This window comes from Bradyrhizobium sp. BLXBL-03 (assembly GCF_051853015.1).
Taxonomy (GTDB): domain Bacteria; phylum Pseudomonadota; class Alphaproteobacteria; order Rhizobiales; family Xanthobacteraceae; genus Bradyrhizobium; species Bradyrhizobium manausense.
Map to the genome: position 1 here is coordinate 1,856,079 of NZ_CP182470.1, position 25,043 is coordinate 1,881,121.

Annotated in this window: 20 protein-coding genes; 12 read left to right on the forward strand and 8 right to left on the reverse strand. The window is 66.0% G+C overall.

Annotated elements, in window-relative coordinates; all coding sequences use genetic code 11:
- The first annotated feature begins 112 nt into the window (after positions 1–112).
- The 3 genes from ACNJX9_RS08920 (at position 113) to ACNJX9_RS08930 (ending at position 7,187) form a co-directional block, all read left to right on the forward strand.
- Entirely contained in the window at positions 113–1,834 is a 1,722-nt protein-coding gene (locus ACNJX9_RS08920) for an AMP-binding protein (RefSeq protein WP_439408480.1), read from the forward strand.
- A gap of 12 nt (positions 1,835–1,846) precedes the next feature.
- The gene (locus tag ACNJX9_RS08925) at positions 1,847–5,152 is read left to right on the forward strand and encodes a carboxyl transferase domain-containing protein (RefSeq protein ID WP_439408481.1); all 3,306 of its coding nucleotides are present in this window, start codon (positions 1,847–1,849) and stop codon (positions 5,150–5,152) included.
- A gap of 184 nt (positions 5,153–5,336) precedes the next feature.
- Complete coding sequence (locus tag ACNJX9_RS08930) at positions 5,337–7,187, forward strand: sigma-54-dependent Fis family transcriptional regulator (protein WP_439408482.1); 1,851 nt, start codon at positions 5,337–5,339, stop codon at positions 7,185–7,187.
- Between the two features lie 227 nt (positions 7,188–7,414).
- Here ACNJX9_RS08930 and ACNJX9_RS08935 read toward each other — a convergent pair whose 3' ends face one another.
- Both ACNJX9_RS08935 and ACNJX9_RS08940 read right to left on the reverse strand, forming a co-directional pair.
- The gene (locus ACNJX9_RS08935) at positions 7,415–7,969 is read right to left on the reverse strand and encodes a flavin reductase family protein (RefSeq protein WP_439408483.1); all 555 of its coding nucleotides are present in this window, start codon (positions 7,967–7,969) and stop codon (positions 7,415–7,417) included.
- 55 nt (positions 7,970–8,024) lie between these two features.
- The gene (locus ACNJX9_RS08940; protein WP_439408484.1) at positions 8,025–9,122 is read right to left on the reverse strand and encodes an LLM class flavin-dependent oxidoreductase; all 1,098 of its coding nucleotides are present in this window, start codon (positions 9,120–9,122) and stop codon (positions 8,025–8,027) included.
- A gap of 219 nt (positions 9,123–9,341) precedes the next feature.
- On the opposite strand from ACNJX9_RS08940, the gene ACNJX9_RS08945 reads away from it, so the two are divergent.
- A complete protein-coding gene (locus ACNJX9_RS08945) occupies positions 9,342–10,256 on the forward strand; it encodes a 2-dehydro-3-deoxygalactonokinase (RefSeq protein ID WP_439408485.1) in 915 nt (304 codons plus the stop codon).
- A gap of 13 nt (positions 10,257–10,269) precedes the next feature.
- The gene (locus ACNJX9_RS08950; protein ID WP_439408486.1) at positions 10,270–10,902 is read left to right on the forward strand and encodes a 2-dehydro-3-deoxy-6-phosphogalactonate aldolase; all 633 of its coding nucleotides are present in this window, start codon (positions 10,270–10,272) and stop codon (positions 10,900–10,902) included.
- 9 nt (positions 10,903–10,911) lie between these two features.
- Here ACNJX9_RS08950 and ACNJX9_RS08955 read toward each other — a convergent pair whose 3' ends face one another.
- A complete protein-coding gene (locus ACNJX9_RS08955; protein WP_271598390.1) occupies positions 10,912–11,277 on the reverse strand; it encodes a hypothetical protein in 366 nt (121 codons plus the stop codon).
- Positions 11,278–11,356: 79 nt separating this feature from the next.
- Positions 11,357–12,265 carry a PaaI family thioesterase gene (locus ACNJX9_RS08960; RefSeq protein ID WP_057744594.1) on the reverse strand — a complete coding sequence of 303 codons (909 nt, stop codon included), beginning with the start codon at positions 12,263–12,265 and terminating at the stop codon, positions 11,357–11,359.
- 132 nt (positions 12,266–12,397) lie between these two features.
- On the opposite strand from ACNJX9_RS08960, the gene ACNJX9_RS08965 reads away from it, so the two are divergent.
- Positions 12,398–12,715 carry a hypothetical protein gene (locus ACNJX9_RS08965; protein ID WP_057744597.1) on the forward strand — a complete coding sequence of 106 codons (318 nt, stop codon included), beginning with the start codon at positions 12,398–12,400 and terminating at the stop codon, positions 12,713–12,715.
- 136 nt (positions 12,716–12,851) lie between these two features.
- Here the strand turns inward: ACNJX9_RS08965 and ACNJX9_RS08970 are convergent, their stop codons facing one another.
- A complete protein-coding gene (locus ACNJX9_RS08970; protein WP_439408487.1) occupies positions 12,852–14,321 on the reverse strand; it encodes an amidase in 1,470 nt (489 codons plus the stop codon).
- Between the two features lie 241 nt (positions 14,322–14,562).
- Positions 14,563–15,672, reverse strand: coding sequence for a ring-opening amidohydrolase (locus ACNJX9_RS08975; RefSeq protein WP_057744603.1), 1,110 nt, complete (start codon positions 15,670–15,672; stop codon positions 14,563–14,565).
- 700 nt (positions 15,673–16,372) lie between these two features.
- Here ACNJX9_RS08975 and ACNJX9_RS08980 point away from each other — a divergent pair.
- The 5 genes from ACNJX9_RS08980 to ACNJX9_RS09000 all read left to right on the forward strand — a co-directional run bounded on the left by ACNJX9_RS08980 (position 16,373) and on the right by ACNJX9_RS09000 (position 22,608).
- Positions 16,373–18,706 (forward strand): Tex family protein, encoded by a 2,334-nt coding sequence (locus tag ACNJX9_RS08980; RefSeq protein ID WP_439408488.1) that lies wholly within the window; start codon positions 16,373–16,375, stop codon positions 18,704–18,706.
- 265 nt (positions 18,707–18,971) lie between these two features.
- Positions 18,972–19,472, forward strand: coding sequence for a hypothetical protein (locus ACNJX9_RS08985; RefSeq protein ID WP_439408489.1), 501 nt, complete (start codon positions 18,972–18,974; stop codon positions 19,470–19,472).
- A 97-nt stretch (positions 19,473–19,569) separates the two neighbouring features.
- Positions 19,570–20,262, forward strand: a complete 693-nt coding sequence (locus ACNJX9_RS08990) for a response regulator transcription factor (RefSeq protein WP_439408490.1) — start codon at positions 19,570–19,572, stop codon at positions 20,260–20,262.
- Entirely contained in the window at positions 20,249–21,337 is a 1,089-nt protein-coding gene (locus ACNJX9_RS08995) for a sensor histidine kinase (RefSeq protein ID WP_271598397.1), read from the forward strand. Before ACNJX9_RS08990 ends, ACNJX9_RS08995 begins: the two co-directional genes overlap by 14 nt.
- Before the next feature lie 29 nt (positions 21,338–21,366).
- A complete protein-coding gene (locus ACNJX9_RS09000; protein WP_439408491.1) occupies positions 21,367–22,608 on the forward strand; it encodes an amidohydrolase family protein in 1,242 nt (413 codons plus the stop codon).
- Between the two features lie 10 nt (positions 22,609–22,618).
- Here the strand turns inward: ACNJX9_RS09000 and ACNJX9_RS09005 are convergent, their stop codons facing one another.
- Both ACNJX9_RS09005 and ACNJX9_RS09010 read right to left on the reverse strand, forming a co-directional pair.
- Complete coding sequence (locus ACNJX9_RS09005; protein WP_439408492.1) at positions 22,619–22,990, reverse strand: response regulator transcription factor; 372 nt, start codon at positions 22,988–22,990, stop codon at positions 22,619–22,621.
- On the reverse strand, positions 22,987–23,853 hold the full coding sequence (locus tag ACNJX9_RS09010) for a S1C family serine protease (RefSeq protein ID WP_439408493.1): 867 nt from the start codon (positions 23,851–23,853) through the stop codon (positions 22,987–22,989). Before ACNJX9_RS09010 ends, ACNJX9_RS09005 begins: the two co-directional genes overlap by 4 nt.
- A gap of 180 nt (positions 23,854–24,033) precedes the next feature.
- Between ACNJX9_RS09010 and ACNJX9_RS09015 the strand changes: the two genes are divergently transcribed.
- Positions 24,034–24,999, forward strand: coding sequence for a VOC family protein (locus tag ACNJX9_RS09015; protein WP_439408494.1), 966 nt, complete (start codon positions 24,034–24,036; stop codon positions 24,997–24,999).
- Positions 25,000–25,043 lie beyond the last annotated feature (44 nt).

The window sequence follows — 25,043 nt, forward strand, 5'->3', positions numbered from 1 at the left end:
GTGATGCGGATGAACTGTTTGTCTTGACATGACGTTCGCCGTGCTCGACGTGTAATCACGTCGATCGAAGGCACATCTGTGCCAGAAAAGAAAAAGCATCGGGAAAGACGTCATGAGTGCAGGCCTCAACGAAAAGGACTACCTCGCCACCTTGCACGGGCTGTGGGAGAAGGCCTGGCCCAAGGGCCTGCCGCGCTCGCCGAACTATCCGCATGGCGAAGTTCCCCTGACGGAATATCTGCGCGCCTGGGCGAAGCAGAGCCCGACGCGCCCGGCGGTGATCTTCTACGGTCACGTCACGACCTATGCCGATCTCGACCAGCAGAGCGAGCGCTTTGCGGCGCTGCTGCAGGCCAAGGGTGTGCGCAAGGGCGACCGCGTCGCGGTGTTCCTGCCGAACTGCCCGCAATTCCACATCGTGTTCTTCGGCATTTTGAAGCTCGGCGCGGTCCACGTTCCCGTGAGCCCGCTGTCCCGTGCGTTCGAGCTGTCCTACGAGCTCAACGACACCCAGGCGGAAGTGATTGTGGCGCTGGATCAGCTGATGCCCGTCGTCGAGCAGGTGAGGGGCGAGGTGAAGCTGCGCGAGATCATCGTCACCAGCTTTGCCGATGTCGTGCCGGCAACGCCGGCCTTTCCGACGCCGGAGTCGATCCGCACGCCGCGCATCGCGGTCGCAGGCGCGACCGACCTGCTGCCGGCGCTTGCCGTGCTGCCCGCACCGGCGCCGCTGCCGCCGCCCGGCCTCGATGAGGTCGCGGCGCTCAACTATACCGGCGGCACCACCGGCATGCCCAAGGGCTGCGTTCATACCCACCGCGACATGGTCTACACGGCCGCTGCCAATTACGGCGTCTCGATGCAGTCGGATGAGAGCAGCGTGTTCCTGTCGTTCTTTCCGGAGTTCTGGATCGCCGGCGAGAACCTTGGCCTGATCTTCCCGCTGTTTTCAGGCGCGACGCTGGTGTTGCTGGCCCGCTGGGACGCCGTCGGCGCGATGGCCGCGATCGACAAGTACAAGGTCACGATCACGGCGATGCCGGTCGATGGCGCGGTCGAGTTGATGGACCATCCGCGCTGGAGCGAGTTCGATCTGTCATCGCTGCAGCAGGTTCGCGTGGTCTCCTTCGTCAAGAAGCTCAATGCCAGCTATCGCAAGCGCTGGAAGGACCTCACCGGCACCATCCTGATGGAGGCGGCCTGGGGCATGACCGAGACCCACACCTCCAACACCTTCACCGCGGGCTTCCAGGACGACGATTTCGACCTCAACAATCAGCCGATCTTCGTCGGCCTGCCGGTCCCCGGCGCCGAGTTCAAGATCACCGATTTCGAGACTGGCGCATTGCTGCCGCTCGGCGCCGAAGGCGAGATCCGGGTGCGGACGCCGTCACTGCTCAAGAGCTACTGGAATAAGCCGGAGGCCACCGCGGAGTCGCTGATCGATGGCTGGCTCCGCACCGGCGACATCGGCGTGATCGACAAGGACGGTTTTCTGCACTTCCTCGGCCGCCGCAAGGAGATGCTGAAGGTCAAGGGCATGAGCGTGTTTCCGCCGGAGATCGAGGCGCTGCTCGGCCAGCACCCGAAGGTGCTGGGCTCGGGCGTGGTCGGCCGCGACGATCCTGACAAGGGGCAAGTGCCGGTGGCCTATATCCAGCTCAAGCCGGAGGCATCAGGCACTATCTCCGCCGAGGACATTCGCGCCTGGTGCGCCGAGCGCATGGCCGTCTACAAGGTGCCGGAGATACGCATCATCGAGGCATTGCCATTGACGGCGACGGGCAAGGTGAAGAAGCAGGATCTCAACCCGAACCAGCCTGCCGCAGTCTGAGCGAGAGAGACGATGTCGTTCAAAAGACTTCTCATCGCCAATCGCGGCGAGATCGCCATCCGCGTCGCGCGCGCCGCGGCTGATGCCGGGATCGCCACGGTCGCGATCCATCCCGCTGACGATTCGCTCTCGCTGCACGTGCGCGTCGCGGACGAGGCGGTCGAAATCCCCGGCCGCGGCGCAAGGGCCTATCTCGACATCGAGGCGGTGGTGAAGGCGGCAAAGAGCACGGGCTGCGATGCCGTGCATCCCGGCTACGGCTTTCTCAGCGAGAACGCGGCATTCGCAAAAGCCTGCACTGACGCCGGCATCGCCTTCGTTGGACCAAAACCGGCCGCGCTGGAGCTGTTCGGCGACAAGGTCGCGGCGCGACAACTGGCAAAGCGCTGCGGCGTGCCCGTCATCGCCGGCACCAGCGGTCCCTCGAGCCTGGAGGAGATTTCGGCGTTCTTCACCTCGCTCGGAAGCAATGCGGCGATTGTGATCAAGGCGATGGCGGGCGGCGGTGGCCGCGGCATGCGCGTCGTCGAGAACGTCGCCGATCTCGCCGAGGCTTATGCGCGCTGCCAGTCCGAGGCCAAGGCGGCGTTCGGCTTCGACGGCGTCTATGCCGAGAGGTTGATCCGGCAGGCACGCCACATCGAGGTGCAGATCATCGGCGACCGTCACGGTGCGATCTCGCATCTCTGGGAGCGCGAATGCACCATCCAGCGCCGGCACCAGAAGCTGATCGAGGTGGCGCCGAGCCCGTCATTGAGTGACAGCTTGCGCGGCCGTATCATCGAGGCCGCGAAGCAGCTTGCGGCTGCGGCATCGTATGACAATCTCGGCACCTTCGAATTCCTCATCGACGGCACCGCCGAGGACAGTTTCGCCTTCATCGAGGCCAATCCGCGGCTCCAGGTCGAGCACACCGTGACGGAAGAGGTGCTCGGCCTCGATCTGGTCCGCGCCCAGCTCGCGATTGCGGCGGGCTCGGCGCTGGCAACGCTCGGCCTTGCGCAAGCATCGATCCCGAAGCCGCGCGGCTATGCGATGCAGCTGCGCGTCAACATGGAGACGCTCGACGAGACGGGGGCGACGCATCCGACCGGCGGCGTGCTCGCGGTGTTCGAACCGCCGTCAGGCCCCGGCGTCCGCGTCGATAGTTTTGGCTATGCCGGCTACAAGACCAGCGCGGCCTTCGATTCGCTGCTTGCAAAAGTCATCGTGCATACGCCGGGCGAGTCCTGGCACGACGTGGTCGCAAAGGCCTCGCGCGCGCTGCGCGAGTTCCGGATCGACGGCGTCGTCACCAACATCGCCTTTCTCCAGGCAGTGCTGGCGCATCCCGATTTCCGGACCAACCGCATCGCGACCGATTTCATCGATCGCAACATTGCCAAGCTGGTCGAGGCGGCCGACGGTGCGGCGAAGCCGCTCTATTTTGCCGCAACCGAGCACGGCGGTGCATACGCCGCCGAGGCGCAGGTGGCGCAAGTGGTGCCCGAGGGCGTGGTCATGGTGGCCGCACCGCTGCAGGGCACCATCGTCACCATTCAGGTCAAGGAGGGCGAGATCGTGCGCCCCGGCCAGCAGCTCGCCGTGATCGAATCCATGAAGATGGAGCATCTCGTCATGGCCGAGCAGGGTGGCCGCGTCACGAAGGTTGCGGCCGGCGACGGCGTCACGCTGCTGCATGGCGAGCCGATCCTTTATCTGGAGCCGCTCGACGTGGCGGCCGATAGCGCTGATGTCGAGGCCGACATCGATCTCGACCACATCCGCCCTGATCTCGCCGAGCTGATTGCGCGCCAGGCCAACACGCTCGATGAAAACCGCCCGGCCGCGGTCGAGCGCCGCCGCAACACCAACCAGCGCACCGCGCGCGAGAACGTCGCGCAGCTGGTCGATGACGGCTCGTTCATGGAGTATGGCAGCCTCGCCATCGCGGCGCAGCGGCGCCGGCGCAAGCTCGACGATCTCATCAAGAACACGCCGGCCGATGGCCTCATCATGGGCCTCGCCACCGTCAACGCCGAGAAGTTCGGACCCGAGGGGGCGCGCTGCATCGTCCTGGCCTATGACTACACCGTGCTCGCGGGCACGCAGGGCCACATGAACCACAAGAAGATCGACCGCATGCTGACGCTTGCGGAAGACTGGCGCGTGCCGCTGGTGTTTTACGCCGAAGGCGGCGGCGGCCGGCCCGGCGACACCGACCGGCTCGGCATGACCGGCCTCGATGGTCCGTCCTTCGTGCAGTTCGCAAGGCTGTCCGGCCTCGTGCCCGTCATCGGAATCGTCTCCGGCTATTGCTTCGCCGGCAATGCCGCGATGCTCGGCTGCTGCGACGTCATCATCGCCACCAGGAACGCCTCGATCGGCATGGGCGGCCCTGCGATGATCGAGGGCGGCGGGCTCGGCGTCTATCACCCGGCCGAGGTCGGCCCCGTCTCGTTCCAGTCCCCGAACGGCGTCATCGACATCCTCGTCGAAGACGAGGAGCAGGCGACCTCGGTCGCGCAAAAATACCTGTCCTACTTTCAGGGCGCAGTGAAGGATTGGGAAGCGGCCGACCAGCGCCTGCTCCGCCGCGCCATCCCCGAGAACCGTCTGCGCGTCTACGACATCCGCAGCGTGATCGATCTCGTCGCCGACAAGGACAGCGTGCTGGAGCTGCGGCGCGACTACGGCGTCGGCATGATCACGGCTCTGATCCGCATCGAAGGAAAACCGTTCGGCCTGATCGCCAACAATCCGCGCCATCTCGGCGGCGCCATCGATGCCGATGCCGGCGACAAGGCGGCGCGCTTTCTCCAGCTCTGCGATGCCTTCGATCTGCCTGTCGTCTCGCTCTGCGACACGCCCGGCTTCATGGTTGGCCCGGAAGCCGAGAAGACCGCGATCGTCCGCCACGTCTCGCGCATGTTCGTCACGGGCGCGAGCCTCACGGTGCCGCTGTTCGGCATCGTGCTGCGCAAGGGCTATGGTCTCGGGGCGCAGTCGATGATCGGCGGCGGCTTCCACGCCTCCTTCTTCACCGCGGCCTGGCCGACCGGCGAGTTCGGCGGCATGGGCCTGGAGGGCTATGTCCGCCTCGGCTTCCGCAAGGAGATGGAGGCGATCGCCGATCCGGGGGAGCGCGAGACTTACTACCGCAACAAGGTCGCCGAGCTCTATGCCAACGGCAAGGCGGTCTCGATCGCCTCGGTGTTCGAGATCGACAACGTTATCGATCCCGCCGAAACGCGGCGCTGGATCATGGCGGGGCTGCGGTCCGTGCCGAAGCCGCCGGCGCGGACGGAGAAGAAGCGGCCGTGCATCGACACGTGGTGAGGGCGGTGCAGCAATAGCCCACATTCCGTCATTCCGGGGCGATGCGAAGCATCGAACCCGGAATCTCGAGATCCCGGGTTCGGCTCTTCGAGCCGCCCCGGGATGACAGCGGATCCGGTTCTCGATTGACATCCCAGCCTGTGGTGCCAGACTTTGCACAATAATACAGGGTGGAGACGCCGCGATGGCCAGCCTTTCGGCCTCGAACCATGTCGCCCGTGTCTTGTCCGTGGCCAATCAATTGGCCGAGGTCGATGCCTCCTCGCGCATCGAAAATTCCTGGCGGCGCTGCCTGATCAATCACAAGCTGGACCCCGCTCGTCTGGGCCCGCCGCAGACGCTCACCGAAGCCGAGATCCGTCACGTCGCCGAGCCCATGGAAGAGACCATCCGGCTGCTGACGCCGGAGCTCGACGATCTCGCCCGCGTGCTGCGCGACGCCGGCTATTGCGTCAATCTCGCCGACGCCAACGCGACCATGCTGTTCAGCCGCCTGCCTGGAGAGGCCGACGCGCGGATGTTCATGGACTGGAAGATCTATACCGGCTCGAACTTTGCCGAGACCTTCGAGGGCACCAATGGCCTCGGCACCTGCCTCGCCGAGCAGAAGCCGATCCTGGTGCATCGCGACGAGCATTTTCGCGCGCAGTGGCACATGTTCTCCTGCGCCGTTGCACCGCTGTTCGACCAGGCCGGGCACCTCGCCGGCGCCGTGAACATCACCTCCTGCCGCGAGGATCTCGAGCGCGCCGCGCATCAGCTCGCGCTCGCGGTGACCATGGAAGCGACCCGGCGGATGGAAGGCGCGATCTTCCGCGAACACTTCCGCAATGCCTGGATCGCGACCGTGCCTGGCGACGGCGGCAGCGGCCTGCTCGCCTATGACGATGACCGCCGCATCGTCGGCGCCTGCCGCTCCGCGCGCGCCTTGCTGGGTCTCACCGACGGCCTGATTGCCTCAGGCATCGATCTGGCGCGCTACATCAAGCACGATCATACGCGCAACGCGGACGAGATCGTCGAGCTGCGCCGCGCTGATGGCCGGCCGCTGGGCCAGAGCCATGTCTCCCCGCCGCTGCGCGCAAGATCTGCCCCGCTGCGTCACGATGCACCCGTCGATCGCTTCGACGCGCTGCATCGGCTGGCCGGGCGGGATCCCGGGATGGTCAAGAGCGTGAAGCGCCTGAAGAGCATCGGCGATCATAATCTGCCGGTGCTGCTGCATGGCGAGACCGGCGTCGGCAAGGATGTGTTCGCGCGCGCCATTCACGCCGCCAGCAACCGTGCGCGCAACAATTACGTCGCACTGAACTGCTCGGCGATGCCGGAGAGCCTGATCGACGCCGAGCTGTTCGGCTACGAGGCCGGCGCCTTCACCGGCGCGCGGCGCGACGGCTCGAAGGGCCTGATCGTGCAGGCCGATGGCGGCACGCTGTTCCTGGACGAGATCGGCGACATGCCGATCGCGTTGCAGACACGGCTCTTGCGCGTGCTGGAGAACCGTGAGGTCTGGCCGCTCGGCGCGCTCAAGCCTGTCGCCGTCGATATCCGCCTGATCAGCGCCACCCATCGCGATCTCGGCCGCATGGCGGAGGAGGGGGCTTTCCGTGCCGACCTCTATTTCCGCCTGCGCGGCATGGAGGTGCACCTGCCCGCCTTGCGCGACCGCGCCGACCGCGACGACATCATCAGCAAGATCGCGCGCGAGGAGGCGCCGAACTGCCGCCTCTCGCCTGAGGCTTGGGCGCGGCTCTCGGCCTATTCCTACCCCGGCAACATGCGCCAGCTCCGCCACGTGCTGCGCCTCGCCGGCTGCACGGCCGAGGACGGCGTCATCACCGATGCCGATCTCGACCTGCCGCCTTTCGGCGGGAGAACTGTGGAGACCGATCTCGCAACGGCCGAGCGCGCCACGATCATCGAGGCGCTCCGCAAGCACAGCGGCCGCGTCACCGAAGCCGCCCGCTCGCTGAAGCTCAGCCGCGCAACACTGTATCGCAAGATCAAGCAGCTGAAGATCGAGACCGCGCGCTAGCGTCCAACCGCATGCAGCGAGAGGAGTGAGGGATATCTCTCCGCTGGCTCGGAATCGTAGGGTGGGCAAAGCGAAGCGTGCCCACGTATGCAGGAATCGTAGGGTGGGCAAAGGCGCACTTGCGCCGTGCCCACCATCTCTCGCGAATGTTGCAGGACGTGGGCACGCTTCGCTTTGCCCACCCTACGATACCTACGATCCTGTTTTCGCGGCGAGAGGCGCCCCCCTCACGAAAAATCCGTCCAGCTCAGATGCCGTGAATCGAGGTCGCCGACCGAGACGGTCTCGCGGATTTCCTGCGGCGTGTGGAAACTGCTGCGCAGGTAAACCAGCGGCGCGGCCGTGGCCGAATGCGTCGCGCTGCGCACCTCGCCGACGAAGATCGAGTGCGTCTTCGTTTCGAACTCCTGCGCCAGCACGCAATCGAACGCCGCGACAGCGTCCGTCAAAACCGGCGCGCCTGTAACACCGCGCGTCCATTGGCCGAAGGCAAAGCGGTCATCGCCATTGACGCCCTTCTGGCCGCTGAAGGTCAGCGCCAGCAGGGCGTGATCCTCATGCAGGAAGTTGATCGCGAACGCGCCTTCCTCGCGGATGCGGGCGTGCGCGCTGGCGTTGCGGTTGACGCAGACGATCAGCGACGGCGGATCGTCCGACAGCGAGGTCGCCGACGTCACCGTCAGTCCGGTGCGCTTGCCGTGCTCGGCGCCGACAGTGACGAGCGCAACCGCGCCGGCGCATTGGCGCATCGTCTGCTTGAACTCCTTTGCGTCGACGCTCACGCGAATCTCCGAAACAGAGGCGGGTGCGGCAGGTTCACGCCGCACCCGCGATGCGTCAAGCTGCCTTCTTCGCGGAGCCGAGATGCGTCAGGCGCGGCATCACCTCGTTCTTCAGCAGCGCGAGGGAGCGGTGCCAGGCTTCCGGCTTGTGCTTGTAGTCGAAGCCGAACACCAGCAGCACGCCGAAGCCGCCGACCTCGTCGTAGATCTTTTCGATCTTCTCGGCGACGGTCGAAGGCGAGCCGACGACCCAGTTCCGCTTGGCGCAATATTCGACCGTGACGTCGCTATCGGGCACGTCAGGGGCGTGCTTGAGATAGTCCTTGAAGCCGAAATGGCCGAGCAACGGCAGGAAGTACTCGCTCATCATCCGGCCCATCATGTCGCCGGTCGAGAGCTTCCAGGCCTCTTCGTCGGTGTCGGCGACGAACACCTCGCGCACCAGCCGCCAGTCCTGCCGGTTCGGCTTGCGGCCGGTTTTCGCGGCGCCAATCTCGACCGAGTCCCAATGGCTGGAGACATAGGCCGGGTTGAGGTTGAGGCTCATCGGAATGAAGCCGCGCTCGCCCGCGAGCTTCAACGTGTCCGAGTTCTTCGACAGCCCCGCAACGCCGATCGGCGGATGCGGCGCCTGCAGCGGCTTGATGTGCGGTTTCAGGAAATCGAACATCGTGTCCGGCTTGGTCACCGTCCAGAATTTTCCTTTGTGGGTGAACGGCGCGGGCTCGGTCCACAGCTTCAGGATGATCTCCAGCGCCTCGCGCGTCATGTCGCGGTTCTGCCCGCTCATGCCGTCGACGTTGAACATTGCCCAGTCGCTCGGCAGCCCCGAAGCTGCGACACCGAAATTCAGCCGGCCGTCGGAGAGATGGTCCAGCATGGCGACGCGGTTGGCGAGCTCGGCCGGGTGATGATAGGGCAGCAGGAAGCCGCCCGGTCCGATGCGCAGGCGCTTGGTCTGCATCAAGGCCTGCGCGATCAAGAGGTCCGGCGTGGGATTAGGTTCCCAGGGCGCGGTGTGGTGCTCGCCGACCCAGGCCTCCTGATAGCCGAGCTCGTCGAGCCAGCGCATGACCTGCAGGTCCCAGTCATGTCCTTCCTTCAACCCGCACTCCGGCGGATGCGAAGGCATCGTGAAATATCCGATCTCCATGGGTTTCCTCATCTGATGTTGACGCGTCTTGCTGCGCGTTCGCTGGCGTGAACAGGAACAGCTTCAGCAAGCGGTGTGCCAGCGCGCCCCATGCCCGACCTTGCGAGAAAACGCTGGTTTAGCGCGGCAATTGCCGATATTCCCGGGACAGATTTGCCGGGATGCCGTCGCGTTGTCGTGAGACGGCGTCTCAGCCGTGAGACGAGGATACGTTTCGAAATGACCGAACCCGCTTATGTCGCGGTGGACTGGGGCACCAGCAGCTTCCGGCTCTGGCTGGTCGATCGCTCCGGACGCGTGCTCGCCGAGCGCCGCAGCGACGAGGGCATGCTGGCGGCGGCCAAGGCCGGCTTCTCCGGCGTGCTGCAAGCGCATCTTGCTGCCGTGAGCACGCCCGATCATCTGCCGGTCCTGGTCTGCGGCATGGCCGGCGCCAAGACCGGCTGGGTCGAGGCCGGCTATGTCGACACGCCGGCGCCGCTCGCGGCGATCCTGAAGCAGGCCGCGCGCGTTCCCGGCGCGGCGCGTGACATCCGCATCCTGCCCGGCATCGCACAGCGCGACAGAGCAGCACCCGACGTGATGCGCGGCGAGGAGACGCAATTGCTCGGCGCACTCGGTCTCGAGACCGAAGGCGAGACACTGGTCTGCATGCCCGGCACCCATTCCAAATGGGTGCGGGTCAAGGACGGCACCGTCGCGCATTTCTCCACCTTCATGACCGGCGAGCTGTTCAGCGTCGTCTCGCGCGAGACCATCCTGTCGCTCGCCGTCGCCGGCGCCGATGAAGCCGAGGACACCGCGAGCTTCAAGACGGCCGTGAAAGCCGCGTTCGCGGCGCCGGCCTTCGCAGCCAATCTCCTGTTCACGGCGCGATCGCGGCAGCTGCTGTTCGGCGGCACGCCGGCCGCCGCGCGCGAGACGTTGTCGGGCACGCTGATCGGCACTGAGCTGGCGGCGGGTCTTTCCGGCAGCGTGCCGAAATCCGGCATCACGCTGATTGCGTCGGGTCGCCTTGCGACGCTTTACCGGCAGGCTTTCGATGCACTGTCGGTCAATGTGACTCCGATCGATGCCGATGAAGCAGTTCGCCGCGGCCTGTCGATGGCGGCTGCTGCGATCTGGACGAAGTAGAAGGATTTTTGAAATGAGCGTTCCCTTTCCGCCGATGCAGCGGCCCCTGGTCGCGATCCTGCGCGGCGTCAAGCCGGAGGAGACCGAGGCTGTCGTCGGTGTGCTGATCGAAGCCGGCATGACCGCGATCGAGATCCCCTTGAACTCGCCCGATCCGTTCCGCTCCATCGGCTTTGCGGCAAAGCTCGCGCCATCGGGCGTGCTGATCGGCGCCGGCACGGTGCTGTCAGCGGCGGATGTCGATCGCCTCAACGACGTCGGTGGCAGGCTCATGGTCTCGCCGAATGTCGACACCGACGTGCTGGCGCGCGCGCATCAGCACGGCATGGTGACGCTGCCCGGCGTGTTCTCGCCGACCGAGGCGCTGCTCGCGGCGCGCTCCGGTGCATCGGGCCTGAAATTCTTTCCGGCGAGCGTGCTCGGTGCCTCCGGCATCGCCGCGATCCGCGCAGTGCTGCCCGCAGGCGTGATGATCGCCGCCGTCGGCGGCGTCTCCGATCAGAATTTTGCCGAGTACATCAAGGGCGGCGTCACCGCTTTCGGCCTCGGCTCCAGCCTCTATAAGCCCGGCATGTCGGCCGCCGATGTCGCCGCGCGCGCGAAGGTGACGATCGAGGCCTACGATCTCGCCGCACAGAGCGGCTGATTTCTCGCGCTAGCCGCGCTTTACCGACGGCGCCGGCAGCTGCTCATGGCGGCGCTGGAAGCGCTGCCAGTGCAGCACGATGCCGATCAGCGCCGCCGGCACGAAGCCGAGCAGCAGCAGCCAGAGCGGTAATTCCTTCGGCGAGATGAAGGCGATCGCGATGTCGGAGATCAGCCAGAGCGCTGCGAACATCACCGCGAAATCCGTGCGCGGGCAGCGCAGATAGTAGAACACGGCGGTGATGACGATGGCGGGCGCAATCGCAATCGCGATCATGACCGCCGTCAGCTCCTTCGGCGTCACCGCGTCGAGCACCATCGAGGCCAGCAGCCAGATGGCGGCAAACATGGCGATGATGTCGATCGGATGCCGCAAGCGAATACCTCTCGATGGAACGCGCTATGGTGAGGCCCCACCGTTCGACGTCAAGCCCGTTCCGTCAAGTCAAATACGCCTATTCCTCGTCGTTTCCCGGCGTCGGACGCAGCATGAAATGACCGAAGGCGGACGCAATCGGCTTGGCCGGATCGTCCTGCCAAGCCCGCGCCTCGAAGGCGACGATACGCCGTCCCTGTTTCACGATCGAGACGTTGGCCATGGTGTCCAGTGCCCTGCCGGAGCGCAAATAGTTGACGGTGAGCCCGATCGGCTTCGGCAGCGCCGCGATGCCGAGCTCGCGCCGCACGCCAAAGATCGCCGTCGTCTCGAGAAAGGCGCCGGTCATGCCGCCATGGATCGCGGGCAGGATCGGATTGCCGATGATCCTTGGCGAGAACGGCATGGTCAGCGTGCCGTCATCATTGACGCGAATGCCGAGGGCGCGCGCGAACGGGCTGCTCGCGAACGGGCCGTCCGGATCATCAGGCGCCTCCAGCGTCGGAATGCTGCGCGTGTCCATGCGGCGATCCGCCAGCATGTTGGTGCGATTGGCGCCGATCATGAAGCAGGCGGTGGCGGTCGCCACCGGATCGTCCTCGGACTCCTGGTAGGCCGTGGCGCGCACGAAGGCGATCGAGCGCGTGGTGCGGTAGCAGACCGAATGCGCCTTGATGGCGAGCCCGGGCGTCGCCGGCTTCTGGTAGTCGATGCGCAGGTCCAGCGTTGCGATCGCGCTGGTGCCGTCGAGCGCCAGCTGCACCGCCATGCCGCAGCTCTCGTCCAGCATCGCGGTGACGACGCCGCCATGCAGCACGCCGGTTTCGGTGTTGCCGACGAAGACAGGGCGGTAGGGCAGGCTCGACCAGGCCTCGCCAGGCGCGAACCGGTCGAGCTGGAGCCCGCTGATATGGCCGTAATCGGAACGGCGGCCCTTGATGGCCTCGGCGAGTTCCTCGAAGGGACGTGTGGTCGATGAGTTGGACATGGTGACGTTCTAGACCAGTCGGGGCCCCGCGCAAAACCCCGCCTGCAAAGCTAGCAGGCAGCTTTGGCCTCGACAGCGCCCGCTGAAGCAACGAAGGTGGGCGTCCGTTCCCTGCCTCGCGAGGAGTACCCCATGGCCGATCCCGAAACACCAGCCGCCAAAGAGGGCCCCGTCACCATTTCGACCTCGAGCTCGGAGCGGGCGCCGATCATCTATTTCGACGGCGCGTCCTGCTTTGGCCATCACAACGGCGCCATCCAGATCGAGCTGGCCGCAAATCTCCTGATGCCGATCGGCGCCGCCGTCAGGGTCGACGTGGTCCAGACCGCGCATTTACGCTGCAGCGCGGCCGCGGCGCTGGCCTTGCGCGAAGCGCTCGACAAGGCGCTCGCGATGCTCAAGCTCGGTCAGCAGCAGCCGGAGGACGCGATTCCGGCGGTGAAGAACTAGGGCCGATATTTAGACGTTCTAGAGGATAGGGTGCGTAGCCCGGATGGAGCGAAAGCGTAATCCGGGAATCTTGCCGCCGCCCCCGGATTGCGCTTCGCTCCATCCGGGCTACGAAGCTGCACAGATCGGCTCTGCCTCAGCCGACATGCACCTTCGGCTTCTTGCCGCCGTTCCACTTGCCGTCCAGCGCGCGCTCGATCTGGGCGGCGAGTTGCAGCAGGAGGCCGTCATTGGCTTGCTTGGCGATAGCCTGGATGCCGAGCGGCAGGCCGTGATCTTGGGCAGCCATCGGCAGCGAGATCGCCGGGATGCCGCAGAGATTGGCGAGCGGCGTGAAGGCGAAGAAGCGCCAGAGATTGCCGAACCAGTCGAGCACGTCAGGATTATCCGAGGTGGTGAGATATTGCTTGGTGCCGACCTTCGGCGTCGGCAACGCCGTGATCGGCGTCAGGATCACGTCCCACTGCTCGAAGAAACTGCCAAAGCCGCGCGAGGTCGTGTTGAACACGGCCTGCATCTTCGCCCGGTCGGCAAAGCTGGTATGAAGCCCGGCTTGCCAGATCCGGATGTTCATCGGCTCGATCAGGTCTTCCGGCGGGCGCTCCAGCCCGCGTGCGGCGAGCATGTTGGAGATCACGACCGAGAAGTTCGAAATGTAGCAGGTGGTCTGCGCGGCGAAGGCGGCACGGAAATCGAGCTCGGGCAGCGCGTAGTCGACATGATGACCGAGGCCTTCGAGGAAGCGGCCGGTCTTCTCCAGCTCGGCTTTGATCTCTGATGTCGCAGTATAGTCGCCCCAGGTGTGGGACAGCGCGATGCGCAGTTTTGACGGATCGCGCTTGATCATCTCGCTGTAGGGCTGCGCCGTGGTCCAGAACGGCATGAACTCGCCCGGGGCGGGCCCGCGGGCATGGTCGACGAACGCCGCGGTGTCGCGCACGGTGCGCGACTGGCAGCCCTGGATCGAGACGAGGCCGGTGAGGTCGGACATATGCGGCGCCAGCGAGAACACGCCGCGCGAGACTTTCAGCCCGATATTGCCGTTGACGCCGGCGGGAATGCGGATCGAGCCGCCGCCGTCGGTCGCGTGCGCGATCGGCACCACGCCGGCCGCGACCATCGCGGCGCTGCCCGCCGACGAGCCGCAGGTGGTGTAATCGGTATTCCAGGGATTGCGCGTGACGTAAACAGCGGGATTGTCGGCCGATGAGCACACACCGAATTCCGGCGTCGTGGTGCGCCCGATCAGATTGAGTCCTGCCTGGCGGAATTTGCCGGTCAGGAAGGTGTCGGCCGCGGCGCGATTGCCGCGCATCAGCAGCGAGCCCATCTCCTGCAGCCGGCCCTTCATGGTCGGTCCCAGATCCTTCATCAGGAAGGGCAGGCCGGCGAACGGACCCGCAAGATTGGCGCCGTCCTTGGCGGGATCGGCGATCACGTCGTCGAACAGCTCGACCATGCCCGACAGCGTCGGATTGACCTTGGCGACGGCAGCCGCGGCCTGCCGTGCCAGCTCCTTTGCCGACAGCTCGCCCTTGCGGACGCGGGCCGCAAGGCCAACGCCATCGTGCTGCGCCCATTCGTTCCAGCTCATCGGCAAGGTCATGAAGTCAAAATCCCCTAAGATGCGGCGTCACCTTTTTCGCAAGGGCCCGCCTGAATCAACTGAGCCGGCGCGAAGGGCAGGGTTGCGCCGCGCGGAGGGGTGGCCTCTCATAAAGCATGATCCGGACCCGGAGGGCCGCGTTAGCGCAAAGTGTGAAGCGGTTTTCCCGCGACAAACGCGGAACGCGTTTGCGCTGAGATCATGCTCAAACAACAAGCTAAAGCGCGATGTCAATCGCGCTTTAGGAGAGCCGCGCGATCACCGCAACCGGGCCGCCGCCGGCAGGTCCCTGATGCTCGGCGCCGCCGGAGACGTAGACCGCGCTGGTCCCGGCAAGGCCGGCGATCAGGCCGCCGACGGCCGCGCGGGCGTGGCGTGTCGAGCTGATGTCGGTGTCCTCGAGCATGGTGTGGCGGAGGCCGCGCACGGTGCCGTCAGGCGAAGCCTCCGCCTTGGCGAAGACGTTGACGAGCTCGCGGCCTGCTTTTGCCTGCGCGCCAGGCCTTATTCCGACGCTACCCAGCGCCTCAGTCACCGCGGCGGCATCGATGGCGTCGCTCATCACGGCGTGCGCGATCTCGAATTCGCTCGCGGAGGTCCCCGAATTGCCGAGCACGATGACGACGTTGTGCATCAGCTCGATCCCTGAAGAAGTCGAGGCCACCTTCGAGAACAGGTCGTAGCGCCGCAACACGTCCTCATCGCGGATATCTGACGCGATCTCGCCGAGCGCGACTGCAACACCAAGCGCCGAGGCGCCGCGCGAATAGGCCATCGAGCTGTAGGCGCTGATCGTCGCCGTCTTGTGGCCGCGCGCGGCGGCCGCCTCGACACGCTCGCTGGTCAGCAGCGGGCATTTGATCTGGACGAAATGAACATCAGTGGCATCGCTGATGCCGGCATCCGCCATCGCGGCCTTCACCGCGCTCGCGGTCTCGCTGATCTGTGCGGAACGGCCGAGCTCCTCGGGCAGGAAATCGCGGGTCTGTGCCATGCCGATGCTCAGGCGCTTGCCGGGCATGCCGGCGGGCGGCGTTTCGACCTGCTGGCGCGTGAACACCGTGAGGTGCGGGCTGAGCACGCCCTCGGTCCCGCCCGACATCACGAAGGCGATGCGCTGCTCGACCGCTTCAGGTGTCAGCGCGAGTTTTGGCGCCAGCGCGTTGCACAGCGCCGCGACGGCATATTCCCGGGTGAAATCATTGACGCCGCCATTGCCCTCGGTCTTGCCGAGGATCGCCAGGATCGAGGTGGGATCGATCGCGCCTTGCTCGATCAGCCGCATCAGTCCGGAGACATCGCCGGGGCCCTTGGTGGCGATCTTGAAGACGCCGACCGATGTGGTGCGCATGGAGTGTCCTATGAAGTTCGGTAGCCGGCGCGCCAGCCAGCCGCAGAACCGAGGTGGATGTCAAGGCCGTAGCCGGACGGAGCGCAGCGATATCAGGGACAACAAGCCCCGACCGTCATTCCGGGGCGCGCGCAGCGCGAACCCGGAATCCATCGTGCAGCGCGCTGTGACGGTGAATGGATTCCAGGCTCGCGCCAAGCGGCGCGCCCCGGAATGACGGGGTGGGAGCGGCTGCCGTCGACTCCTGTTTCGCAATGCGTCAAGCCATCTACTCAAAAGTATTCCACTTTACCGAAATTTGGATTTGTGAATGCAGAGCAAAACTCGGGCGAAATGCGCCCGGGAGCGCGATGGCGTGCCTGCAAGTCGAAATGTCTGTCGGAGAATGCAATGCAACTCCTTGCTCCGTCATTGCGAGCGTAGCGAAGCAATCCAGAGTCTTTCCGCGGAGGGATTCCGGATTGCTTCGTCGCAAGAGCTCCTCGCAATGACGAGTGGAGGGAGCTTGTGCCTCAACTTCCGCTATCTGGCCTCGCCGCCCCAACGATTGTGGCGAGATCGCATCAAGGCAACAAAAAAATCCTCTGTCGACGGTTGCGCCCCGCACCTTGATGAATCAACCTCGGTTGGTCCATAAGCGGCGTCCCGCGGCCGGATTTCGGTCTGCGTCGCGTGCTTGGGAATAGAGAGGAAATCTCGCGTGGCCAATATCAACCAGAAAATTGCGCAGGAGCTTGGGGTACGGGCGGAGCAGGTCGAGGCGGCAGTGACGCTGCTCGACGGCGGCGCCACGGTTCCCTTCATCGCGCGCTACCGCAAGGAAGCGACCGGTGCGCTCGACGACGCGCAATTGCGCACCCTGGAGGAGCGCCTGGTTTACCTGCGCGAGCTCGAGGACCGCCGCAAGGCCATCCTCGAATCGGTCCGCGAGCAGGGCAAGCTCGATGCCGCGCTGGAAGCCTCGATCATGGCCGCGGACAGCAAGGCTCGTCTCGAAGACATCTATCTGCCGTTCAAGCCGAAGCGCCGCACCAAGGCGGAGATCGCCAAGGAAGCCGGCCTCGAGCCGCTCGCCAACCAGCTCATGGCGGACCCCGCGAGCGATCCCAAGATCGTCGCAGAAAGCTTCATCAATGCCGAGAAGGGCGTTGCAGATGCCGCGGCTGCGCTCGACGGCGCCCGCGCCATCCTGGTCGAACGCTTCGACGAGGACGCCGATTTGATCGGGGCCTTGCGCGAGGACATGTGGAGCAATGCGCGCATGGCCTCCAAGGTGCGCGACGGCAAGAAGACCGAGGGCGAAAAATTCGCCGACTATTTCGACTTCTCAGAGCCGCTGACGAAACTCCCCTCGCATAGAATTTTGGCGATGTTCCGCGGCGAGAAGGAAGAGATCCTCGATCTCCAGATCCAGGCCGAGGAAGCGCCGCCCGCCGGCGTGCCAGGCGCCTACGAGCTGAAGATCATGAAGCGGTTCGGCATCGCCGACCTCAAGCGTCCCGGCGACCGCTGGCTGATCGACACCGTGCGCTGGGCCTGGCGCACCAAGATCCAGGTGCATCTCAACATCGATTTGCGCATGCGGCTGTGGAACGCGGCCGAGACCGAGGCCGTGCGCGTGTTCGCCTCGAACCTGCGCGACCTGCTGCTGGCGGCGCCCGCCGGCACCCGCGTCACCATGGGGCTCGATCCCGGCTACCGCACCGGCGTCAAGGTTGCTGTCGTCGATGCCACCGGCAAGGTGGTCGACACCACCGCGATCTACCCGCACGAGCCGCAGCGGCAGTGGAACGAGTCGCTGGCAACGCTCGGCCGACTCGCGATCAAGCACCGCGTCGAGCTGATCGCGATCGGCAACGGCACCGCCTCGCGCGAGACCGACAAGCTCGCAACCGAGCTGGTCAAGGGTCTCCCCGAGCTGAAGATGAGCAAGATCGTGGTGTCGGAAGCGGGCGCGTCGGTCTATTCCGCCTCGGCGTTCGCATCGGAGGAATTGCCCGGCCTCGACGTCACGCTCCGCGGCGCGGTCTCGATCGCCCGCCGCTTGCAGGATCCGCTCGCCGAGCTCGTCAAGATCGAGCCCAAGGCGATCGGCGTCGGCCAGTATCAGCACGATCTCGGCCAGGCCAAGCTCGCCAAATCGCTCGATGCCGTGGTCGAAGACTGCGTGAACGCGGTCGGCGTCGACGTCAACACCGCCTCTGCGCCGCTGCTCGCGCGCGTGTCGGGCGTCGGCTCGGGCCTCGCCCAGAGCATCGTGGCGCATCGCGACGCCAACGGCCCGTTCAAGTCGCGCAAGGCGCTGAAGGACGTGCCGCGCCTCGGTCCAAAGGCGTTCGAGCAGTGCGCGGGCTTTTTGCGCATCCTCGGTGGCGAGGACCCGCTCGATGCTTCCGGCGTGCATCCGGAAGCCTATCCGGTGGTGCGCCGCATCCTCGCGGCGACCAAGAGCGACATCAAGGCGCTGATCGGCTCGAGCGAAATCGTGCGCACCTTGAAGCCGAAGGATTTCGTCGACGAGACCTTTGGTCTGCCGACCGTCACCGACATCTTGAAGGAACTGGAAAAGCCGGGCCGCGATCCGCGTCCGGCATTCAAGGCCGCGGTGTTCAAGGAGGGCGTCGAGGAGATCAAGGACCTTCAGAAGGGCATGATCCTGGAGGGTACCGTGACCAACGTCGCCGCCTTCGGCGCCTTCGTCGACATCGGCGTGCACCAGGACGGCCTGGTGCACATCTCGGCGATGTCCAAGACCTTCATCAAGGATCCGCGCGAGGTAGTGAAGCCCGGCGACATCGTCAAGGTGAAGGTGCTGGACTTCGAGGTCGCCCGCAAACGCATCTCGCTGACGCTCCGCCTCGATGACGAGGTCGGGCCCAAGAAGGACGCCCCCGGCATGCAGCGCGACAACACGCGCAACACCAACCGCATGATGTCCTCGGCCCCGCGCAAGCAGGAATCCTCCAGCGGCGGCGGTGCGCTCGCCGAGGCGATGCGCCGGGCCGCGGAGAAGAACAACGGCAAGCGGGTGTGATGTTCTAACCTCTTGGCCGCTGTTCTGCGGGGAGAGATGGGATCGCGCCCTATCCACGCCGTCATTGCGAGCGCAGCGAAGCAATCCAGAATCCCTCCGCGGAAGCACCCTGGATTGCTTCGCTACGCTCGCAATGACGGGGGGAGCCCCATCCTAACTTCGGCGTCAGAATCTGGCGCGCTTGTAAGTTGAAGCTGCCCGTCCGTTCCTCTCTGATCCCTCCGGTGCGGCAGCGATATCGCCGCGCAGCACGGAGGATGCTTCGATGGACAACAGGCTTCTCAAGGGCCTCGCTGCGGGAGCGATCGCTGCAGCGATGGCGCTGGGCTCACCGGTGCTGGCCCGAGGTGGCGGCGGAGGCGGCGGTCACGGCGGCTTCGGCGGTGGTGGCCACTTCGGTGGCGGCGGCATGCGCGCCGGCGGCTTCGGTGGCATGCATGTCGGCGGCATGGGCGGTGCACACTTCGCCCACGTCGGTGGACCAGGCTTCGGCGGGGCTCGCTTCGCCCATGCCGGCGGACCTGGCTTCGGTGGCGTGCGTTTCGCCCATGCGGCGATCGGGCCGCGTTTCGTCGGCGGCGGCTGGCACGGCAGGCCCTTCATCGGCCGCCACGCCTTCTTCTTCCGGCATCATCGCTTCCACCGGTTTGCCGTGTTCGGCGCGCCGTTCTACTACGCCAACTATTACGACGACGGCTGTTGGCGCAGGAGCTGGACGCCCTATGGCTGGCAATGGGTCAATGTGTGCGGGGACAGTTGGTACTAGCATCGCCGGTCCGCACCATTGTCGCGATCGCCACCGGGTGGTTCCGCTCAGCCCCGGAACGGGATAATCTGGTGGCGATCGTCGCGCGGAGTTTGTCATGACCGGAGGCCATCGCCGCATCCTTGTCGTCGAGGACGATCCGGAAACCGCAGGCCAGCTGGTCGAGGAACTGACGACATCAGGCTATGAGGTCGATCTCGCCGCCACAGGGCGCGAAGCCCTCAGCCACGGCGCCGCACGCGACTATGCCGTCATCACCATCGACCGCATGCTGCCCGACATCGATGGCATCACCGTGATGCGGCAGATGCGCGACGACGGCGTTGCCTCGCCGTTCCTGATCATCTCCGCACTCGGCGAGGTCGACGAGCGCGTGCGCGGCTTGCGTGCCGGCGGCGACGATTACCTCGTCAAGCCGTTCTCCTTCGTCGAGCTGCTCGCGCGCCTCGAGGCCCTCGGCCGCCGCAGCGAGACCATCGCCAAGGAAACGATCCTGCGCGTCGGCGACCTCGCCGTCGATTTGATCGCGCGCAATGCCAGCCGGCTCGGCCGCAAGATCCCGCTGTTGCCGCGCGAATTCCAATTGCTCGAATATCTCGTCCGCAATGAGGGCCGCGTCGTCTCCCGCGCGATGCTGCTGCAGCACGTCTGGGACCTGCATTTCGATCCCTCCACCAACATCATCGACGTCTATGTCGGACGCGTCCGCCGCAAGGTCGACGATGCCCAGGCCTATCCATTGATCCACACCATCCGCGGCATCGGATATTGCCTCCGTGCTCCTGGCTAACACGCTCCGGTCCTCGACCTTCCGCCTGGCACTGATCGCGATCGCGATCTTCGGCCTGATCGTCGCGGCGATCATGGCCTACGTCTATGTCGGCACGCTCGCTTATGTGCGCAGCCGCGTCGGCGATGCCGGCGACCACTCCGGCTTCGTCGCGATGCTCGAGCTGGCGACGATCGCCGTCGCCGTGCTGCTGGTCGTGCTGTCGGGCGTCGCGGCCGTGCTGGTGACGCGGCGCACGGTCGGGCGGATCGAGGAGATCAATGCCACCAGCCGCGCGATCATGCTCTCGGGCCTCGACCGGCGCATTCCCTTGCGCGGCAGCCACGACGAATGGGACCGCGTCGCCGAAAACCTCAACCAGATGCTCGATCGCATCGAGACGCTGATGGGCGAGGTCAAGCAGGTCAGCGACAATGTCGCCCATGATCTGCGCACGCCGCTGACGCGGATGCGGGGCCGACTGGAAAAGGCCTATCATGCTCCGCGCAACGATGCGGCCGACGCCGCCCTGATCGGCGACACCATCGCCGACCTCGATGCCGTGCTCGGGATGTTCGCCTCGATCACCCGGATCTCGGAGATCGAGACCCGCGCCCGCCGCAGCGCGTTTCGCCCGCTCAATCTGGCCGAGATCGCCGGCGAGGTGGTTGAACTCTACGACGCCGCTGCCGAGCAGGTCGCAACGCGCCTGAGCCTCACTGGCGAGCGCGAGGTCGCCGTCACAGGCGACCGCGACCTGCTGTTCGATGCGATCGCCAATCTGGTCGACAACGCCATCAAGCATGGCCGTCCAGGTGGAAAGGTGACGGTGATCTGCCAAGGCACCGAGAGCGGCGCCTCGATTACGATCGCCGACGACGGCGAGGGCATTCCGGCCGACCAGCGCGACCACGTATTCAAGCGCTTCTATCGGCTCGAGCAGAGCCGCTACACCCCGGGCAATGGTCTGGGGCTGAGCCTGGTCGCGGCCGTGGCCCGCCTCCATGGCGCCGAGATCATGTTGCATGACAATGGTCCGGGCTTGAAGGTCCGCCTCGATTTTCCGCCGCACCGGCCCGGCACCCAACTTGCATGATCGCAAATGTATCGCGTGAGAGTCCTGCCATGCCAAGCCTGCCTGATCTCGTCATCACCAACGCGCGCATGCGCAGCCGCGAGCTCGTCGACATCGCGATGACCGACGGCGTGATCTCGGCGATCGGCGACCGGCTCGATCACGCCGCGCAATCCGTCATCGATGCCCGAGGCGGCCTGGTGACGTCGGCGTTCGTCAATCCGCATCTGCATCTTTGCAAGGTCTGGACCCTGCCGATGATGTCGGAGGCGGCGCTGGAGGCCTATCAGGGCGTCGACATGACCGAGGCGGCGAAGGCGATCGAGCTCGCGGCGGTGGTCAAGAGCAGCTACGACGCCTCCTGGATCATTCCGAACGCGCGGCGCGCGGTGGCGCTTGCGGCGCTCCACGGCAATCTCCATATCCGTGCCTTCGCCGATGTCGACACCAAGGCGAGGCTCGAGGGCGTCAAGGCGCTGCTCGCCATCCGCGAGGAGTTTCGCGGCATCGTCGAGATCCAGGTGGTCGCGTTCCCGCAGGACGGCCTGTTGCGCGAGCGAGGGGCCGACGGCCTGATGTGCGAGGCGATGGCATCGGGGGCCGATATCGTCGGCGGCATCCCCTGGATCGAGGCCAACGAGCAGGACATGCGCCGCCACATCGATTTCTGCTTCGACCTTGCCGCCGAGCACGGCGCCGACATCTCGATGCTGCTCGACGACGTCGGCGATGCCAATATGCGCACGCTCGACATGATGGCGCGCGCGGTGATCGCGCGTGGCATGGAGGGCCGGGCGCTCGCTCATCATTGCCGCGCCATGGCGCTCTATCCCGAGAACTATCTTCGCGAGCTGATGGTCCTGCTCGGGAAGGCCCGTGTCAGCGTCGTCAGCGACCCCCACACCGGCCCGCTGCATGCGCGGGTCAAGCAGCTGCTGGGCGCCGGGATCAATGTCTGTCTCGGCCAGGACGATATTTCCGACGCCTATTATCCGCTCGGCCGCAACAACATGCTGGAGGTGGCGTTCCTGGCCTCGCACCTGCTGTGGATGACGAAGAAGAGCGAGCTCGAGACGCTCTACGACATGATCACCACGCGCGCCGCCGCGGCGCTCGGCCTCGAGCGCTACGGCCTCGGCCTCGGCTGCGCAGCCAATCTCGTCATCCTCGACCAGGGCGACGTCACCGAGGCATTGCGCTTTCATGCGCCGCCGCGTGTCGTCATCAGCCATGGCCGCGTTGTCGATACTGACCGCATGCGCGCGCTCGCGGAGGCCGCAATTGTCCCCTGAGGCGCGCTGCTCAGAGCTCGATCACGCCGCGGCGCGCCGCGTGTGCCACCGCATCGGTGCGGCCGGTCGCATCCAGCTTGTCGAGCAGCGAGCCGACGTGGAATTTCACGGTATGCACGGAGATGTTGAGCCGGCGCGCGATCATCTTGTTGGAGGCGCCTTCGGCCATCAGCGCCAGCACGTCGAGCTCGCGCTGCGTCAGCGCGATATCCTCGGGCATGACACGCGGATCGCGGGCGACGATCGTCGCATTGGCGGCCTCGCCGGGCGCGGCAACGCGAAGCCCCGCGACACTGCCGAGCAGTGTCGCGAGGCGGTCGGCGAGCGCTGGATCGTCGATCTCGAGCGACAGCACGATATCAGGCGAGATGTCCGCGCTCACGCCTCGGGCCTCTCGCCGATCGTGACCCTGAAGCTCGCCGGTTCGCCGCCACGGCGGACCGCGAGATCGACCACCCGGCCGACGCTGGCGGGTCCCAGCGTCCGCAACAATGCGCGCACGCCTGATAGCTTCTGGTCGTTGACCGCCACGATCACGTCGCCCTGGCGGATGCCGGCGCTGGCCGCTGGACCGGCCTTGTCGACATTCATCACCATCGCGCCGATGCCGTCATCGAGCCGCAGCGGCTGCAGTCCGAGCCCGAGATATCCCCGCGCAATGCGGCCGCGCGTCTCCAGCTGGGCTGCGACCCGCTCGATCGTCGCCGTCGGAATCACCAGCACGCGCCGCGGTCCGAGCACGGCCATGCCAAAGGCCTCGCCGGAAGCATCGAGGGCAAGGCCGCCCTCCTGGCTCGAACGGAGGCGAACATCGAGCTCGATCCGCGCATCGATCTCGCCGCCGCGCAAGGAGCGCCAGCCCTGGCCTGAGACGGATACCATCCCCAGCGCCGCACTCGGCGCATCCCTGTTGGTGGCGACCACGACCGAGAGCGCACCGAGAGCGGGCACAGTCGCGGCCAGCTTGACCGGGGCAATATTGGTTTCAGCGCGCAGCAGCGCGATATCGGTCGTGTGGTCGCGGCCGACGATCGTGGCGGCAACCGTGCTGCCATCGGCGAGCACGATCTGGACATCGCCCTCGTCGGCCAGCGCCTCGTCGGCGGTGACGATCAGGCCGGGCTTCCAGACGAAGCCGGTCGAGCCGGAACGATGCGAATGGACTGAGACAACGGACGGCGCGATCCGCGCCACGACATCCGCCAGCGCCGATGACAGCAAGGTGAGGGGGGTGAGGTCGGTCATGGAGGGCTCCCTAAGCTGTCCTCAATCTGGTACCTCGCGGCCAATTGTGGAACTGGCCGGGTGGCCAGTCCTTCAGGGCCGTAGCCGACCAACATGTGATTGGGAACTCCTCATGGCAACGTGTAGCAATCTGCCAATCGCGCCTGACGGCCCCAAACCATTTTCAGCGAGCCCCGACCGATGACCATCGACCTCACCCGCCGTACCCTGCTTCAACTGGCCGGCGCCAGCTCGCTCGCGATGGCTGCGGCCGGCGCGGCGCGCGCCGAGGGCAATCCCCAAGGCGGTGGGCCAACCTACGCCAGTCGCACGCCGATGCGGATCGGCATGGTGACGCTGCGGGTGAAAAATCTCGATAAAGTGGCCGATTACTACCGCGACGTGATCGGGCTTACCGTGATGGCGCGCTCAGGCAGCGCCGCGAAGCTCGGCACGTCAGGTATCACGCTGCTGGTGCTGGAAGCCCGTCCCGACGCCGCGATCGAGCCGCGCAACGCCGCCGGCCTCTATCACACCGCCTTCCTGATGCCGACGCGAAAAGACCTCGCGCGCTGGCTGGTCCATGCTGCCTCGCATCGGGTGCCGCTGTCGGGCTTTGCCGATCATCTCGTCAGCGAGTCCGTCTACCTCGACGACCCCGAAGGCAACGGCATCGAGGTCTATGCCGACCGCGATCCCGCGCAATGGCAGTGGAGCGAGGGCAGCGTGAAGATGGCGACCGACGAGCTCAACATTCCCGACCTGCTGTCGCTGACCAACACGCGCGTCAGCGACTATGCCAGGGCGCCGGATGGCCTGCGCGTCGGCCACATGCATTTGCGCGTCGGCGATCTCGCGCAGGCGCACAGTTTTTACCATGGCGCTGTCGGCCTCGACCCGACCCGCAGCCGGGGCGGCGCCGCGTTCCTGTCGTCCGGGCGCTATCACCACCATCTCGGCATGAACGTCTGGCAGAGCGAGGGCGCCGGCCAGCGCGACGATGCGATGACCGGACTCGCCTGGTTCTCGCTCGTGACGGAAAAGCAGGACATCCTCGCCGCGCAGGAAGAACGCCTGCGCAAGGGCGGCGCGCGCGTCGTGCAACTGCCTGACGGCATCGAGGCCGTCGACCCCTGGGGCACGCGGGTGCGATTGCTGAAGGTGTGAGCGGCCCGCGTGCTTGCTGGCAATAGGACCCCATGGTAGCACGC